Consider the following 16,600-nt stretch of genomic DNA (forward strand, 5'->3'; position numbering starts at 1 on the left):
AGAAAAGTGTCATCCACAAACTGCAGGGCACACAGCCCGCAGGTGGATGACACTTTTTTGATAAAAACATTTTTATGATAGAAATCTGCTTTTAAAATCAAGTGGTCGTCTGACGCCGGATCAGAAGCGGCGGAACGGTCTTGTGAACCGGCTCGGCAAGCGGCACCGGGTGGCGTTTTTTCCGTTCCTGCATCTGGGAGACCAGAAGGGAAACAGCCTCGTCTGCAATCTGGTCAATCTGCTGGCCGACAGTGCTGATCGGATAGATAGCCTGCTCGGAAATCGGCGCACCGTCGAAGCCGATGAGTTCGTAATCGTCCGGCAGGGTATGGTATTTGCGGATCAGAAGATTTAAAAGAATATTGGCATGATCATCGTTGGAGAGGAAGATGCCCTTTTTCTGACCGGCATATTTTTGTTCGATGTTGTCAAAGATTTCCTGCAGCGGTGCTGCGGCTTCCTGATAGGAGAGTCCAAAATCCCGAATGATAACCTTGTGCGGTACACCGGCCTTTACACAGGCATCCTGGAAACCGGCGAGACGGCGGTAGGCAGGAACATTTTCTTTGGTCGGTGAGTTCAGATGAATCAGGACATCACAGTGGTTATGAATCAGAAGCGAAGTCGCTTCGTACGCGCCGAGGTAGTTGTCTGTATTGACACTGCTGACGAACTGGTCTTCGCGCTCAATTGCAACGACCGGGATCTGCAGATCGGAGAGTTCGCGGGAGGAGAGTGTATGGGAGAGGACGATGAGGCCCTCGATTTTGTACGACATCAGCTCCTGAATGTAGCGGTGCTCCGTCTCGTCGTGGCCGTTTCCGGCGAAGACGAGGAATTTATAGCCATATTTCTCATAAGAAGCAAGAATCTGATTCAGCATCTCGGAATAGTAGTTCATGGAGAGACTCGGGATCAGGACGCCGACAAATTCGGTCTGTCCGTTCGCGAGAATTTTTGCCACTTTGTTTTCTTTATAGTTCAGTTTATCCAGTGCATCGGAAATGATCTGCTGATTTTCCGGTGTCAGGGAATCCAGGTTGTTGAAATACCGGGAAATGGTTGTTTTGGAAAAATGCGTATACTGTGCAATATCATTAAAGGTTACATTTTTTTTTCGTGCCATAAGTTCAAGTGTCCTTCCCTTCAAAAGTGTTGCGTGAATCATGTAAGCTTTCAGAAAAAAACAAATAATATATGAATATAGTATAACATTTCTCGCCCGCCGGAACAAGCGGGAATCGGTTAAGTAACCGGTTTTGTAAAAGTTCCACAAAAGCCAAAAACAAAATTATGGAAAATCACGAAAAGTAAAGAAAATATTGACGAAACCCACTGTCAATGCTATGATAAAGACAACGAAAGTAACCGGTTACTTGACCGGTTACACAAAACGAAGGACAGGACCAGCTGTCCAGAGATAACAGGAGGAATTGTGATGAGAAAGAAATTTAGTGCCAGGGCGGCAGCTCTTGGAATGTCCGGCGTGCTTCTTACTTCTGCACTGACCGGATGCACCTTCGGCTTCGCAAGCGATCCGGATGACCCGAACGCAGTAAAAGAAGAAGTGCCGATCGACATGACCACTGATACCTTCCAGTACGATACGTCGCTTTCCGGAACGAGTATCGTCATCATGAACACAAAAGCAGAAATCCAGACAGCACTGGAAGAGATTGCAAAAGTGTTCGAGGAGAAAGCAGGCGTACATATTGAGATCATGCCGGTAACGGACGGCGATTCTCCTTATACCAAAGTAGTCAGCCTCTACAACTCCGGAAACCCGCCGACACTTTCCATTCTGGATACGACCGATGTCATTGCACTGGCAGAAGAAAAAGCAGCCGACTTAAGCAATGAAGCATGGACCGGCGAGGCAGAAGAGTACCTGACCAAAATCAACGGAAAGGTTTACAGCTTCCCGCTCTGTATCGAGGGCCGCGGTATTATCTACAACAAGAGCGTGATTGAAGATACCTTAGGTACCGAGTTCGATCCATCCGATATCAAAACCCAGGACGATTTCGCAGCACTTCTCCAGAGCCTGCGGGACAACGGAATGAAGAATCCGATCTCCATGGCAAAAGAAGACTGGTCCCTTGGAGCACACCAGCTGCAGTACATCTACGAGACATACAACGGAACCTCCGACGGTGCAGCAGAAGTCATCAACGAGCTGAAGGACGGAACCTTATATCTGCCGGACTACACCCGCATGAACGAGTTCCTGAATACCTTTGACCTGTTAAAAGAGTACAACGTAGCAAAGGGCGATCCACTCGGCGCAGATTACGATGAGATGGCAATTGACCTGGCAGACGGAAAAACCGCTTTCTGGTTCAACGGAAACTGGGCATGGCCGAACCTTGAGGAGGCAGGAGCCGAGACGACCGACGAGTACGGTTTCCTTCCATACTTCCTGAACAATGATCCGGACGACTTCGTCAACAGCAAAATCCAGGCATCCCCGTCCAAACAGATCATGCTGGATGATATCGTGGCTACCGACGAGCAGAAAGCAGCAGCAAAAGAGTTCCTGAACTGGCTGGTTTACAGTGAGATCGGACAGCAGATGGTTGTAAAGACCTGCAGCCTGATCCCTCCGTTTAAAAACAACCCGAACGAGCCAAGCGATCCGTTAAGCCGCGACATTTACGAAAAAGTACAGAACGGCGGAGCATTCAACGCATCTGCGATCGTGCCGAACGATCACTGGTCTGTCCTTGGTGCGGCAATGCAGAAATATCTGGCCGGAAGAAGTGACCGCGAGGAACTGATAGATTCCATCCAGGCATACTGGGATGAGCAGTAAGCCGGAGGATATGAAGGAGGAACGAAAATGAAATCAAGCAACAAGGGAAAAGATTTCTGTGTATTTGCGCTGCCGGGCCTGTTCTGCTTCCTGGCAGTCGTCATGGTACCGTTTATCTACGGTATTTACCTGACCTTAACCGACTGGAACGGTGTTTCCAGCGTGAAAAACTTTGTAGGACTTTCCAACTTCGCAGCCGTTATGCGCGACGCGCAGTTCTGGAAATCCCTGCTGTTAACCTTTAAATATGTCATTGCGGTTGTTGTTCTCGTCAATGTGATCGCCTTTTTACTGGCTTATATCCTGACCCGCGGCATCAAAGGTCAGAACTTCTTCCGCGCCGGATTTTTCACCCCGAACCTGATCGGCGGTATCGTACTTGGATACATCTGGCAGTTCGTATTCTCCCGTGTTTTCGTCAGCATCGGTGAGACCACAGGATGGAGCCTGTTTGAAATTTCCTGGCTTTCTACCCCGAACAAAGCATTTGCAGCGCTGGTGCTCGTTTCAGTATGGCAGCTGGCAGGCTATATGATCCTGATCTACGTCGCCGGCTTTATGGGACTTTCCGAGGACGTGCTCGAGGCGGCAAGCATCGACGGTGCATCCGGCTGGGTAAAAATGAAAAACATTATCCTTCCGCTGATGATGTCCTCCGTTACTATCTGCCTCTTCCTGACCCTGTCCCGTGCGTTCATGGTATACGATGTTAACCTGTCCTTAACCGGCGGTGCTCCGTACGGAACCACCGAGATGGCAGCCATGCACGTATATGAGAAAGCATTCACATCGAGACAGTTCGGTGTCGGCCAGGCAGAAGCCTTTATCCTGTTTATCATTGTAGCCTGCATCAGCGGTATTCAGGTATACACCACCAAGAAGAGGGAGGTTGAAGCATAATGAATCAGAAGAAAATTGGCGGAACAAAGAAAAAAGTAACTGACGCGCTGGCTATGCTCCTTATGATCATCGTTTTCTGTGCGTTCATGTTCCCGTTTGTCATGGTTATCATCAACTCCTTAAAACAGAAACGTGATATCATCAAGAGCCCGTTCTCCTGGCTGTTTACGATCAAAGGTCTTTCGTTTGACAACTTTGTAAAAGCATTCAATCAGATGAACTTCCTGAATGCCTTCAAGAACTCTCTGGTTGTAACCGTAACAGCAACCGTACTGGTTACGGTACTCGCAGCCATGCTGGCTTACTACATCGTGCGTAATGTCAACGTATTTTCCAATATCATCTTTGCACTGATGGTTGCATCCATGATCATTCCGTTCCAGGCAATCATGATCCCGCTTGTCAGTGTATACGGCGGAACCTTAAACATTCTGAACCACAGACTGACCCTGATCTTCATGCACACCGGATTTTCCATGGCGATGTCCGTGTTCATGTTCCACGGATTCATCCGCGGAAGTATCCCGCTGGCGCTGGAGGAGGCCGCTTACATCGACGGCTGTACCCACACCCAGACCTTCTTCCGCATCGTGTTCCCGCTGTTAAAGCCGATCATTTCCACCATGGTAATCATGAATGCGATGGCATTCTGGAATGACTTCCTGCTGCCGTCCCTGGTGCTGACCGACAAAAAGCTGCTGACTCTGCCGCTTTCCACCTACAGCTTCTACGGAACTTACTCCGCAGATTACGGAACCATCATGGCAGGTCTTCTGCTCTGCGTCATCCCGATCCTGATTCTGTACGTGGCACTGCAGAAACAGATCATCAACGGTGTCGTAGCCGGAGCAGTTAAATAAGTAAATCATAGAAATCAAGAACAAGCCGGGCAAAGGAGGGCGGAATTAAAAATGCTTTCTTTTTCCGGCTTTTCTTATCAGAGACAACAAGAAAGAGACAGAAAGGAAATCAAACACATGAAAAACAGATTACACGTAAAAGCGCCGGGCAACTGGGTGAATGACCCGAACGGCATGATTTATTATAAGGGACAGTATCATCTTTTTTATCAGCATTTTCCGTACGCGCCGCGCTGGGGCACCATGCACTGGGGCCATGCGGTGAGTCCGGATCTGATTCACTGGGAGCATGTCGGCGTTGCCCTGTTCCCGAGTCTTTCCGAGGACCAGAACGGCTGCTTTTCCGGAAGCGCAGTAGAAGAGAACGGCGTGATGCATCTCTTTTACACGGGTGTTCACTATAATCAGGTAAATCCGAAGGATATTCATCAGTGCCTTGATCAGGATTTTACCTCGGCGCAGCTTCACCTTACTTCGAAGGACGGTATGCATTTTGATGTCTTCGGGGATAAGGAGGTTGTTATCCCGGCACTCACCGATCCGGAAATCGGCGACAATACGCACACGCGTGACCCGAAAGTCTGGAAGGGAAGCGACGCATGGTATATGGTGCTTGGAAGCACGACGAAGGATCACAAGGGCGAGGCATTATTCTATAAGAGTGAGGATCTTTCCCACTGGCATCTGGCCGGACAGGCGACGACGAAACAGAAGCTCGGCTGGATGTGGGAGTGCCCGGATCTCTTTAACGTAAACGGACGCAGCGTCTTTGTATTCTCCCCGATGGAACTGATCGAGGACCCCGACGGCTATGCGGATCGGGCGATCTGTATGCTGCCTGAGTTTGATGAAAAAACCTGCACAATGAAATTTCCGGAGAACTGGCAGCTTCTGGACTGCGGCGGTGACCTCTATGCACCGCAGACCATGACGGATGCGGACGGAAACCGGATTTCCATCGCATGGCTTCGGATGCCGGAACCGGTAGATGGTATATGGCAAGGCATGTTCTGCCTGCCGCGTGTGGTGGATGTACAGAACGATCATATTTACTTCCGTGTTCTGCCTGCGATCCGCGACGGATTCTGCAAAAAGACGGATTCCCTCGTTTCGGCATGCGGAGAGTGTGCCATGATCCGCGCCGAATTAAAAGAGGGTGAGAGCCTGGAAATCGGCGGCTATAAGATCTGGCGGCAGAGCGGAAAAGTCTGCGCAGACCGCACGGATGTCTATCCATCCGGTGCAAAAGGATGGCTTCATGCCGAGACGCCGCAGTTAAAAGAGGGCGATCTTCTTGAGATTTTCGTGGATCCGAATATGATCGAAATTTATGCAAACAACGGCGAGTACGTATTAAGCCAGGCGGTTTACGGGCTTGGAGAGACATTCTCCTATAAAATGGAGAAAAAACCGGAAATTTATCTGTGGAATGAATGAATCAGCCCAAAAAGTTCTTGACGCATACGGGATTTTGTTCTAATCTAGTACGTAACAGCTTTCTAACGTTAAAGTGACGGGCTGAAAAACGAGATTTCGAAAGATATCCGAAAAGAACGCAAGGAGAGATTATTATGAAGAAAGTAGTAAAATTCGGCGGCAGCTCCCTCGCGAGCGCAGAGCAGTTTAAGAAGGTCGGAGACATCATCCGCGCAGATGAGGGAAGAAGATACGTGGTACCTTCCGCTCCTGGAAAACGAAATTCTGCTGATACGAAAGTAACCGATATGCTGTATGACTGCTATCGCACTGCAGTTGCTGGAAGAGATTTCAAGAAGAAACTGCAGAACATCAAAGCGAGATATCAGGAGATCATCGACGGTCTGAACCTCAGCCTGGATCTTTCCCCGGAATTTGAAAAAATCGCAGAAAACTTTGCCGCAGCAGCCGGAGAGGACTACGCCGCATCCCGCGGAGAGTACCTGAACGGTATCGTGATGGCAAATTATCTGGGATATACGTATATTGATTCTGCAGAAGTGATCTGCTTCGACGAGAACGGAAACTTCCTTGCAGACAAGACTGACGAAGTGCTCTCCGAGCGTTTAAAAGATCTGGATAACGCAGTCGTTCCTGGATTCTACGGCGCAAAACCGGACGGAAGCGTAAAAACCTTCTCCCGCGGCGGATCCGATATCACTGGTTCCATCGTGGCAAAGGCCGTACACGCTGACATCTACGAGAACTGGACCGATGTTTCCGGTTTCCTGGTAACCGATCCGCGTATCGTCAAGGATCCGGAAGTCATTTCCACCATTACCTACCGTGAGCTGCGTGAGCTTTCCTACATGGGAGCTACCGTCCTTCATGAGGACTCCATCTTCCCACTCCGTCAGGAGGGAATCCCGATCCACGTGCTGAACACCAACGCACCGCAGGATCCGGGAACCATGATTGTGGAGAACACCTGCAGCAAACCGAAATTCACCATCACCGGTATCGCCGGAAAGAAAGGCTTTGCATCCATTACGGTTGAGAAGAGCATGATGAATACCGAGATCGGCTTTGGCAGAAAAGTGCTCGGTGTTTTTGAGGACAACAATCTTTCCTTCGAACATATGCCGTCCGGCATCGATACCATGACGGTATTTGTTCATCAGAGTGAGTTTGCAGCAAAAGAACAGCAGGTTATCGCAGGACTGCATCGTGCCGTACAGCCGGATTCTATTGATCTTGAATCCGATCTGGCGCTGATTGCTGTTGTAGGACGCGGCATGAGAAGAACGAGAGGCACAGCCGGAAGGATTTTCTCCGCACTGGCGCATGCACACGTTAATGTCAAGATGATCGATCAGGGTTCCAGCGAGCTCAACATCATCATTGGCGTTGAAAACCGCGACTTTGAAACAGCAATCAAAGCAATTTATGATATCTTTGTCGTAGCGCAGATCTAAAATGAATCTATAAAAAATCTCTGTCAGGAGTCTGAACTTCCGACAGAGATTTTTTTATGGTTTTTATGCCGCCGTATCGCGGGATTCTTTTCGAATGGTGAATGTAAAAATACAGATTACCACACAGCAGATGATCCAGGTCGTCGGTTCGCAGAAGCCGCCGCAAGCGTTCACCTCTCTCCACGGGAATGTCAGCGGATTTTCAAAGCGTATCTGCACCGGACGCCGATGGAATATCTGCAGTGGAGACGGATTCTCGCAGCGGCAGACGATCTGCGGAACACAAACGAATTTTGCCCTTGTCGTTTTTGGGAACAGATGGTATAATCATTTCATAAATGCAAGACATTTGTGAAAAAATATCATAAAGGAACGAGGATGCAAGATGAAACGACGAGTATTACTGAAATTGAGCGGAGAAGCTCTTGCAGGAGAGAAACACACCGGTTTTGACGAGCCGACCGTCACAAAAGTGGCAAAACAGGTAAAAACTCTGGTAGACCAGGGGATTGAAGTCGGCATCGTAATCGGAGGAGGAAACTTCTGGAGAGGACGCAGTTCCGAAAATATCGACCGTACCAAAGCAGACCAGATCGGTATGCTGGCAACCGTTATGAACTGTATCTATGTATCAGAAATCTTCCGTTCCCAGGGAATGATGACCGCAGTTCTGACTCCATTTCCATGCGGAGAGTTCACAAAAGGATTTTCCAAAGACCGTGCAAACAAATATTTCCAGCACAACATGGTTGTATTCTTTGCCGGCGGTACAGGCCATCCATATTTCTCAACCGATACGGCAACCGTACTTCGCGCGATCGAGATCGAGGCAGACGAGATTCTGCTTGCAAAAGCAGTAGACGGTGTCTACGACAGCGATCCGAAAACAAACCCGGATGCAAAGAAATTTGACGAGATTTCCATTCAGGAAGTCATTGAAAAGGATCTGAAAGTGGTAGATATGACCGCATCCATCCTTTGCAAGGAAAACAAAATGCCGATGCTGGTATTTGGTTTAAATGAAGAGAACAGCATTGTAAATGCTGCAAACGGAAAAATTAACGGCACAAGAGTAACGGTATAATTAATAAAAATTCAGCAGTAAAACACTTGCTGTTTTACTGCGTAAGAAAATGATTCAGGTGTGAGCAGCTCTCCTTTTGCGAAGCAAAACTTTAAATGAGAGCTGCGAATGTCACAGTTCGCAGAACTGTGACCGTATAAGAGATAGCAGGAGGACAAATTTAATATGGCAAATCAGATCGACGAGAGAGTAAAACCGTTTGAGGTAAAAATGGGCAAATCCATTGCAAGCCTCGATTCCGAATTCGGAACCATCCGCGCAGGCCGTGCAAACCCGCACGTACTGGACCGCATTACTGTAGATTACTATGGAACACCGACTCCGCTGCAGCAGGTGGCAAACATCTCTGTTCCGGAAGCACGTATGATCCAGATCCAGCCGTGGGAAGCATCCCTGGTAAAAGAGATCGAGAAAGCGATCATGATGTCTGACCTTGGTATCAACCCGTCCGATGACGGAAGAGTCATCCGTCTGGTATTCCCGGAGCTTACCGAGGACCGTCGTAAAGAGCTGGTAAAAGAGGTAAAGAAAAAAGCAGAGGGCGCAAAGGTAGCCATCCGCAACATCCGCCGCGATGCCAATGATGCGTTCAAGAAACTTGCCAAAGAGGACGTTTCCGAGGACGAAATCAAAGAGCTCGAGGAGCAGACCCAGAAATTAACAGACAAATATATCAAAGAAGTAGATCAGATGGTGGACGTAAAATCCAAAGAAATTATGACCGTGTAATACAAAGAAAACGAGGGGCTGCCTGTCATTTGCAGGCAGCCTGTTATCGTTTACGGAGGAAAAAAGTATGGATAATGAATTAAAAGTGCCGAATCACATCGCCATCATCCTGGACGGAAACGGCAGATGGGCGAAAAAACGCAATATGCCGCGCGGCTACGGCCATATCGTCGGATGCGACAATCTGGAAAAAATGTGTGACGTGATCAAAGACATGGGTGTCAAATATCTGACCGTCTATGCGTTCTCAACCGAGAACTGGAAACGCTCCCGCGCCGAGGTGGAGGGCCTCTTAAAGCTGTTCCGCCAGTATCTGAAACGATGCATCAAAAAAGCACATAAAAATCAGATGCGCGTCAAAATCATCGGAGATCCGAGCGCATTCCCGCAGGATATTCAGGACAGCATTCATGAACTGGAGGAGTGCTCCAAAGATTACGATCACATGTACTTCCAGATCGCAATGAACTACGGTTCCCGTGATGAGATCCTGCGCGGCATGACCCGTATGATCGAGGATGTGAAAAACGGAACTCTCGCAGAGAATGCGTTTGATGAGAACGGAAAACTGACGGAGCAGTGTTTTGAGAGCTACCTCGACACCGCCGGAATCCCGGATCCAGATCTTCTGATCCGTACAAGCGGCGAGCAGCGCCTTTCCAACTACCTGATGTGGCAGCTGGCCTACACGGAATTTTACTTTACCGAGGTTCCGTGGCCGGATTTCCACGAAGAGGAATTGAGAAAAGCTATCGAACAATATAATAACAGAGACCGGCGTTACGGCGGCGTGAAGGAGGAATAAAAAAGATGTTTAAGACAAGACTGTTAAGCGGCATCGTGCTCGTCCTTGTGGCGCTGCTTACGATCTGCAGCGGCGGAACCGTGCTCTATATGACGGTTCTGTGCCTGTCGCTGATCGGCGCAGGAGAGCTGTTCCGCGTGATGAAGGTAAGAGAAGATAAATGGAATCTGTTGGAAATTACGGGCTATGCGGGCGTTGTGATTTTCTATCTGTCCCTGCTGCTTCATGACCCGATGTACCAGATGCTCGCGCTGATCCTGGATCTCGTGCTTCTGATGGCAGTATACGTATTTACTTATCCGAAATACAACGCCAATCAGGTGATGCCGGCGTTCTTTGCGATTGTCTATGTCGGCGTAATGCTTTCCTATGTATATCAGACCCGTATGCTGGACGGCGGAAAATTCCATGTATGGCTGATTTTCCTGTGCTCCTGGGGCTGCGATACGTGTGCATACTGTGTCGGCGTACTCTTTGGAAAACATAAAATGGCGCCGGTTTTAAGCCCGAAAAAATCCGTAGAAGGGGCTGTCGGCGGTGTCGTCGGAGCGATTCTGCTCGGCATCATCTATGCGGCTGCGACAAAGGGCGGCATGGTGGAATACGCCATCATCTGCGGTGTCGGCGCGCTGATCTCTATGGTCGGAGACCTTGCGGCATCCGCAATCAAACGAAATCAGGGCATCAAGGATTACGGAAAGCTGATTCCGGGCCACGGCGGTATTCTCGACCGCTTCGACAGCGTGATCTTTACCGCACCGATCATCTATTTCCTGTCGGTGCTTCTGATTCATTAAAAAAGCTTCCCCTACAGCATAAACGGGAAGCAGATGGGAGAAACTGGGATATGAAGAAAATAGCAATTCTTGGTTCAACCGGTTCGATCGGAACCCAGACCCTCGATGTCGTGCGTGCCAACGGCGATCTTGAGGTGGTCGGCATCAGCGCCGGAAGTAATATTACACTGCTCGAGCAGCAGATCCGGGAATTTCATCCGAAGTTTGCGGCAGTCGGCGATGAGGCGAAAGCGGCAGAACTCCGTGACAGAGTGAAGGATCTTCCTGTAAAAATCGGCAGCGGCATGGACGGCATGATCGAGCTTGCCACGATGCCGGAGAGCGAAATCCTTGTGACAGCGATCGTCGGCATGATCGGCATCCGCCCGACGGTTGCGGCGATGAAGGCAGGAAAAGACATTGCATTGGCAAACAAAGAGACACTGGTAACGGCGGGACACATTATTATGCCGCTGGCAGAGGAATGCGGTGTACAGATCCTTCCGGTGGACAGCGAGCACTCGGCGATTTTCCAGTGCCTGCACGGGGAAAACAGAAAAGAAATTGAAAAACTTCTGATTACTGCATCCGGCGGTCCGTTCCGCGGAAAAACAAGAGCGGAGCTCGAAAACGTAACGGTAGAGCAGGCGCTCCGTCATCCGAACTGGTCGATGGGGCACAAGATCACGATTGATTCCGCGACACTCGTTAACAAAGGACTGGAAGTCATGGAAGCAAAATGGCTGTTCGGTGTTGATCTCGACCACATTCAGGTTGTGGTACAGCCAAAGAGCATTATCCATTCCATGGTAGAATTTAAAGACGGCGCTGTCATGGCACAGCTTGGCACACCGGATATGAAACTGCCGATCCAGTACGCACTGTATTACCCGGAGCGCCGCTTCCTTGCAGGCGACCGCCTCGACTTTGCGGCGCTGACACAGATCACGTTTGAAAAACCGGATATGGATACCTTCCTCGGCCTTCCGATGGCAATGCAGGCGTCCCGGAGGGGCGGCTCCATGCCGACGGTCTTCAATGCGGCAAATGAACGCGCCGTTGCACTGTTCCTCGCGAAGAAGATCCGTTTCCTCGAGATTTACGACGTGATCGCCGGTGCAATGGAAGCACACAAAACGATTGCCGATCCGACGCTGGAGCAGATTCTCGCGGCGGAGCAGGAGACGTATGAATGGATTGCGAACAGATATAAGATGGGAGAATAAGACAGCATGATTGTAAAAATCCTGATAGCCGTACTCATTTTCGGAATCACCGTTATTATCCATGAGCTGGGGCACTTTCTTCTGGCGAAAGCGAATGGTATTACCGTGACGGAATTTTCGATCGGCTTTGGCCCGACGGTGGTAAAGACAGAAAAAGGAGGAACGATCTATTCCTTAAAACTTCTGCCTTTCGGCGGTGCGTGCCAGATGCTCGGCGAGGACGGTGAAGAGGAGGGGGAAGGAACCTTTAACAGCAAATCCGTGTGGGCAAGAATTTCCGTCGTTGCGGCGGGACCGGTGTTCAACATGATTCTGGCATTTTTCTGCGCAATCTTTGTGATCAGCTACGCGGGAAGTTCCCCGGCGCGCGTCACAGAAGTGGCAGACGGTTCGCCGGAGGCAGAGGCAGGCCTGGAAGCGGGAGATATCATCACTTCCTATGAAGGAAGACATATTTCCATCGGAAAAGAGCTGAACTCTGTGATGACGGTACGGGGTGTGCCGACGGATGAGATTACGCTGGAGGTTAAAAAGGCCGACGGGGAAAAGAAAACGATCACATATGAACCGACGGTGACAACGCGGTATATGATGGGCTTTAACTACGATGACTGTGACCGCGGCATGGAATTCACGTATGTGCAGCAGAATATGCCGCTTGCCGCTGCGGGTGTTGTCGCGGGCGACCTGCTCGTATCGATCAACGGAGCGCCGATCACCTGTGTGGCAGATTTTACTGCTTACCAGACAGAGCATCCTTTCGATGGAAGCGCTGTGACGCTGGAGTATGAGCACAGCGGAAAGACGAAAGAGATTACGGTGACACCGGTTGAAAATACGTATGCGAATGTACAGTTTTCGTATCAGCTCCGGGAGAAACAGTCCCCGATCGGCGTGCTGAAATACAGCGTGCTGGAGATCAAATACTGGGTGCGCACCGTCATTGACAGCGTCAGTATGCTGATCACCGGACAGTATTCTGTGAACGATCTTTCCGGCCCGGTCGGCGTGGTGGATGCGATCGGAACCGCCTATGATGATGTAAAATCGCAGGGCGTTTTGGTTACGGTGATGACGATGCTGAACATGGTGATTCTGCTGTCATCGAACCTTGGCGTCATGAACCTGCTGCCGCTCCCGGCACTCGACGGCGGACGGCTTGTTTTTCTGATCATAGAAGCCATCCGCAGAAAACCAATCCGGCGAGACCTGGAGGGTATGGTTCACTTCGCGGGCCTGGTGCTTCTGATGGCGTTGATGGTCTACGTCATGATCCACGACGTCCAGCGGATCCTGTAAATCGAAAAATGAAAAGCAACAAAGCCTCATATTCTGCATACCATAAAAGGAGTGCAGGATATGGGGCTTTTTTATGAAAAATTTGCGTATGCAGCAGGAAATGACTGACCGCGGGCGGCTGGAAATCCGGGTAAATACAAGAATCCAGGCGCGGCCTGTTTCCGGGGCGCGGGTGACGGTTTCGTATACGGGAGATCCGCAGAATGTGATCGAGGAGCTGATTACCGACGGGGACGGCAGAACGGAGACGCTGGATCTGGCGACGCCGCCGCTCGAGTACAGTCTGGAACCGAATGTGAATCAGCCGTATTCCGAATATACGGTGAAAGTGGAGGCGGAAGGGTATGAACCGGTTGAAGTGACGGGCTCCGAGCTTCTTTCAGGAGAACAGTCCGTCCAGCAGGTGGACCTCAAACTGGCAGAGGGCGCAGCGTTTGCGGATGTGACGATCCCGGACCATACGTTGTTCGGCGAATATCCGGCGAAAATTCCGGAAAGTGAGATCAAGCCGACGAGGGAGAGCGGTGAGATTGTGCTGTCCCGTGTCGTGATCCCGGAGTATATCATCGTCCACGACGGAGCGCCGACCGACAGCACGGCACGCGACTATTATGTGCGGTACCGCGACTACATCAAAAACGTGGCGTGCTCGGAAATCTATGCAACATGGCCGGATGCGGCGATCCGGGCGAATATCCTCGCAATCATGTCATTTACGCTGAACCGTGTCTATACAGAATGGTACCGCAACAAGGGATACGATTTTACGATCACTTCGTCGACGGCCTACGATCACAAATGGATTTACGGCAGGAATATTTTCGACAGCATTTCCCTTGTGGTCGATGAGATTTTTGCTGATTACCTGTCGCGCCCGAATGTGAAACAGCCGATTCTGACGCAGTACTGTGACGGAAACCGTGTGAGCTGCCCGAACTGGATGAGCCAGTGGGGGTCCAAAAACCTGGCGGACCAAGGGTATTCAACGATTCAGATTCTCCGCAATTATTATGGAGACAATATGTATATCAACACGGCGGAGGAGATTTCCGGCATCCCGTCCTCCTGGCCGGGGTATGACCTCACCATCGGCTCGTCCGGGAACAAGGTACTGCAGATGCAGGAGCAGCTGAACGTGATTGCGGAGGTGTATTCATCGATTCCGACGGTCTATGAAAATGGCTATTTCGATGAAGAGACGCAGGACGCCGTCGAAGCGTTCCAGCGGCTGTTCGGCCTGCCGGTTTCCGGCATTGTGGATTATCCGACGTGGTACAAAATTCAGTCGATTTATGTGGCTGTGACGAGGATTGCGGAGCTGCAGTAGGTATACAAAAGTCTTTATAAGGGGCGTGTTTTCTGCGAAAAAACGCGGAAAATGCGCCTTTTCTGCGGCTTTTGAAACGGATCAGAAAAATTTTAAAACTGTCAAGAAAAAATACTTGACACCCAGCATCATTTCGTGTATGATAACCAAGGTGATCGCAATGGAAAAAATATTGGAACAGACATTACTGTATGATTTTTACGGCGAACTTCTGACTGAACATCAGCGTCAGGTATATGAGGACGTGGTGCTCAACGATTTTTCCCTGAGCGAGGTTGCGGCAGCGCGGGGCATTTCCCGCCAGGGAGTCCACGATCTGGTCAGACGCTGCAACAAGACACTGGAAGAGTATGAAGAAAAGCTTCATCTGGTACAACGCTTTGTGCAGATCCGGGAGAATGTAAACGAGATCCGAAAGCTGACAGATCCTTCTGGTGATACCCCGAAAGAAGATGTGATGCAGCGGATTGCAGCAATTGCATCGGATATATTAGAGGAGCTTTGAGCATGGCATTTGAAAGTTTAACCGAGAAACTCCAGAATGTTTTCAAAAATCTCAGAAGCAAGGGCCGCCTGACCGAGGCGGATGTAAAGACTGCGCTGAAGGAAGTAAAAATGGCACTTCTCGAGGCGGATGTCAGCTTCAAAGTAGTAAAACAGTTTATCAAATCCGTACAGGAGCAGGCAGTCGGACAGGACGTCATGAACGGACTGAATCCGGGTCAGATGGTCATTAAAATCGTAAATGACGAGCTGGTTAAGCTGATGGGTTCCGAGACAACGGAAATCGCACTGCGCCCGGCGAGCGAAGTTACCATTATTATGATGGCAGGTCTTCAGGGAGCCGGTAAAACAACCACAACCGCAAAGATTGCAGGAAAGTTAAAAGCCAAGGGAAGAAAACCTCTCCTTGCAGCCTGCGACGTATACCGCCCGGCAGCGATCAAACAGCTGCAGGTCAACGGAGAAAAGCAGGGCGTGGAAGTGTTCGCTATGGGAGATAAAAACCGTCCGGTGGATATCGCAAAGGCAGCGCTGGTGCATGCAAAGACAAACGGCTTTAACGTATTGATTCTGGATACCGCAGGCCGTCTGCACATCGATGAAGAGATGATGCAGGAGTTACAGAATATCAAAGCGGCTGTTCCTGTGGATCAGACCCTTTTGGTAGTAGACGCTATGACCGGACAGGACGCAGTCAATGTGGCCGAGATGTTCAGCAATAAAGTCGGCATCGACGGTGTAGTACTTACAAAATTAGATGGTGACACCAGAGGCGGTGCGGCACTTTCAATCCGTGCAGTTTCCGGCAAACCAATTCTCTATGTCGGCATGGGCGAAAAGCTTTCGGATCTGGAGCAGTTTTATCCGGACCGTATGGCGTCCCGTATCCTCGGCATGGGCGATGTGATGAGCCTGATTGAAAAAGCGCAGGCAAACATCGACGAAGAAAAAGCAAAAGCCATGGAACAGAAGATGAAGAAGGCGCAGTTCGACTTCAACGATTATCTGGATTCCATGGAGCAGATGCGCAATATGGGCGGCATCTCCAGCATCCTGAATATGCTTCCGGGCGTCGGCGCGAAAATGAAGGGTCAGGATCTTGAGAGCATGGTGGATGAAAAAGACATGGCAAGAAAGGAAGCTATTGTACTTTCTATGACGCCAAAGGAAAGAGAAAACCCGGATCTCATCAATCCGTCGAGAAAGCAGAGAATTGCAAAAGGCGCCGGTGTTGACATCGCGGAGGTAAACCGTTTCATCAAACAGTTTGAACAGTCAAGAAAAATGATGAAACAGATGACCGGAATGGTCGGTAAGGGTGGTAAAAGAGGAGGATTCAAACTTCCCTTTTAGCATAAAAGAAAAAATATAAATAAATACATGAATT

The 16,600-nt window shown here is 49.7% G+C and carries 16 protein-coding genes; 15 read left to right on the forward strand and 1 reads right to left on the reverse strand.

The features are described 5' to 3' along the window. Positions 1-97: 97 nt before the first annotated feature. Positions 98-1,126: a LacI family DNA-binding transcriptional regulator gene (locus tag DXB83_RS01960; protein WP_118697220.1), complete on the reverse strand. Its 1,029-nt coding sequence runs from the start codon at positions 1,124-1,126 to the stop codon at positions 98-100. Positions 1,127-1,438: 312 nt separating this feature from the next. Here DXB83_RS01960 and DXB83_RS01965 point away from each other — a divergent pair, with 312 nt between their 5' ends. The 15 genes from DXB83_RS01965 to ffh all read left to right on the forward strand — a co-directional run bounded on the left by DXB83_RS01965 (position 1,439) and on the right by ffh (position 16,566). Continuing rightward, complete coding sequence (locus DXB83_RS01965) at positions 1,439-2,812, forward strand: ABC transporter substrate-binding protein (RefSeq protein WP_117760371.1); 1,374 nt, start codon at positions 1,439-1,441, stop codon at positions 2,810-2,812. Between the two features lie 27 nt (positions 2,813-2,839). Next, entirely contained in the window at positions 2,840-3,712 is an 873-nt protein-coding gene (locus DXB83_RS01970; protein WP_022461493.1) for a carbohydrate ABC transporter permease, read from the forward strand. Further along, positions 3,712-4,572 (forward strand): carbohydrate ABC transporter permease, encoded by an 861-nt coding sequence (locus tag DXB83_RS01975; protein ID WP_022461494.1) that lies wholly within the window; start codon positions 3,712-3,714, stop codon positions 4,570-4,572. Before DXB83_RS01970 ends, DXB83_RS01975 begins: the two co-directional genes overlap by 1 nt. A 117-nt stretch (positions 4,573-4,689) precedes the next feature. Beyond that, positions 4,690-6,009: a glycoside hydrolase family 32 protein gene (locus DXB83_RS01980; RefSeq protein WP_117801219.1), complete on the forward strand. Its 1,320-nt coding sequence runs from the start codon at positions 4,690-4,692 to the stop codon at positions 6,007-6,009. Positions 6,010-6,143: 134 nt separating this feature from the next. Then, entirely contained in the window at positions 6,144-7,463 is a 1,320-nt protein-coding gene (locus DXB83_RS01985; RefSeq protein ID WP_117800910.1) for an aspartate kinase, read from the forward strand. 75 nt (positions 7,464-7,538) lie between these two features. Next, on the forward strand, positions 7,539-7,790 hold the full coding sequence (locus DXB83_RS17320; RefSeq protein ID WP_226906317.1) for a helix-turn-helix domain-containing protein: 252 nt from the start codon (positions 7,539-7,541) through the stop codon (positions 7,788-7,790). Between the two features lie 58 nt (positions 7,791-7,848). Beyond that, the gene (gene pyrH / locus DXB83_RS01995) at positions 7,849-8,547 is read left to right on the forward strand and encodes a UMP kinase (RefSeq protein ID WP_022461497.1); all 699 of its coding nucleotides are present in this window, start codon (positions 7,849-7,851) and stop codon (positions 8,545-8,547) included. Positions 8,548-8,757: 210 nt separating this feature from the next. After that, complete coding sequence (gene frr, locus DXB83_RS02000) at positions 8,758-9,276, forward strand: ribosome recycling factor (RefSeq protein WP_373141022.1); 519 nt, start codon at positions 8,758-8,760, stop codon at positions 9,274-9,276. 67 nt (positions 9,277-9,343) lie between these two features. After that, on the forward strand, positions 9,344-10,081 hold the full coding sequence (gene uppS / locus DXB83_RS02005) for a polyprenyl diphosphate synthase (protein ID WP_022461499.1): 738 nt from the start codon (positions 9,344-9,346) through the stop codon (positions 10,079-10,081). Positions 10,082-10,086: 5 nt separating this feature from the next. Continuing rightward, positions 10,087-10,878 carry a phosphatidate cytidylyltransferase gene (locus DXB83_RS02010; protein ID WP_022461500.1) on the forward strand — a complete coding sequence of 264 codons (792 nt, stop codon included), beginning with the start codon at positions 10,087-10,089 and terminating at the stop codon, positions 10,876-10,878. Positions 10,879-10,928: 50 nt separating this feature from the next. Beyond that, positions 10,929-12,083 carry a 1-deoxy-D-xylulose-5-phosphate reductoisomerase gene (locus DXB83_RS02015; protein ID WP_117812869.1) on the forward strand — a complete coding sequence of 385 codons (1,155 nt, stop codon included), beginning with the start codon at positions 10,929-10,931 and terminating at the stop codon, positions 12,081-12,083. A gap of 6 nt (positions 12,084-12,089) precedes the next feature. Then, positions 12,090-13,382, forward strand: a complete 1,293-nt coding sequence (gene rseP / locus DXB83_RS02020) for an RIP metalloprotease RseP (protein ID WP_118697221.1) — start codon at positions 12,090-12,092, stop codon at positions 13,380-13,382. 73 nt (positions 13,383-13,455) lie between these two features. Then, positions 13,456-14,709 carry a peptidoglycan-binding protein gene (locus DXB83_RS02025; RefSeq protein ID WP_022461503.1) on the forward strand — a complete coding sequence of 418 codons (1,254 nt, stop codon included), beginning with the start codon at positions 13,456-13,458 and terminating at the stop codon, positions 14,707-14,709. A 160-nt stretch (positions 14,710-14,869) separates the two neighbouring features. Next, positions 14,870-15,214, forward strand: coding sequence for a YlxM family DNA-binding protein (gene ylxM / locus DXB83_RS02030; protein ID WP_330377042.1), 345 nt, complete (start codon positions 14,870-14,872; stop codon positions 15,212-15,214). A gap of 2 nt (positions 15,215-15,216) precedes the next feature. Continuing rightward, entirely contained in the window at positions 15,217-16,566 is a 1,350-nt protein-coding gene (gene ffh / locus DXB83_RS02035; protein ID WP_118697222.1) for a signal recognition particle protein, read from the forward strand. Positions 16,567-16,600: the final 34 nt, after the last annotated feature.

It is taken from the genome of Blautia sp. OM06-15AC, from assembly GCF_003481425.1.
GTDB lineage: Bacteria > Bacillota > Clostridia > Lachnospirales > Lachnospiraceae > Fusicatenibacter > Fusicatenibacter saccharivorans.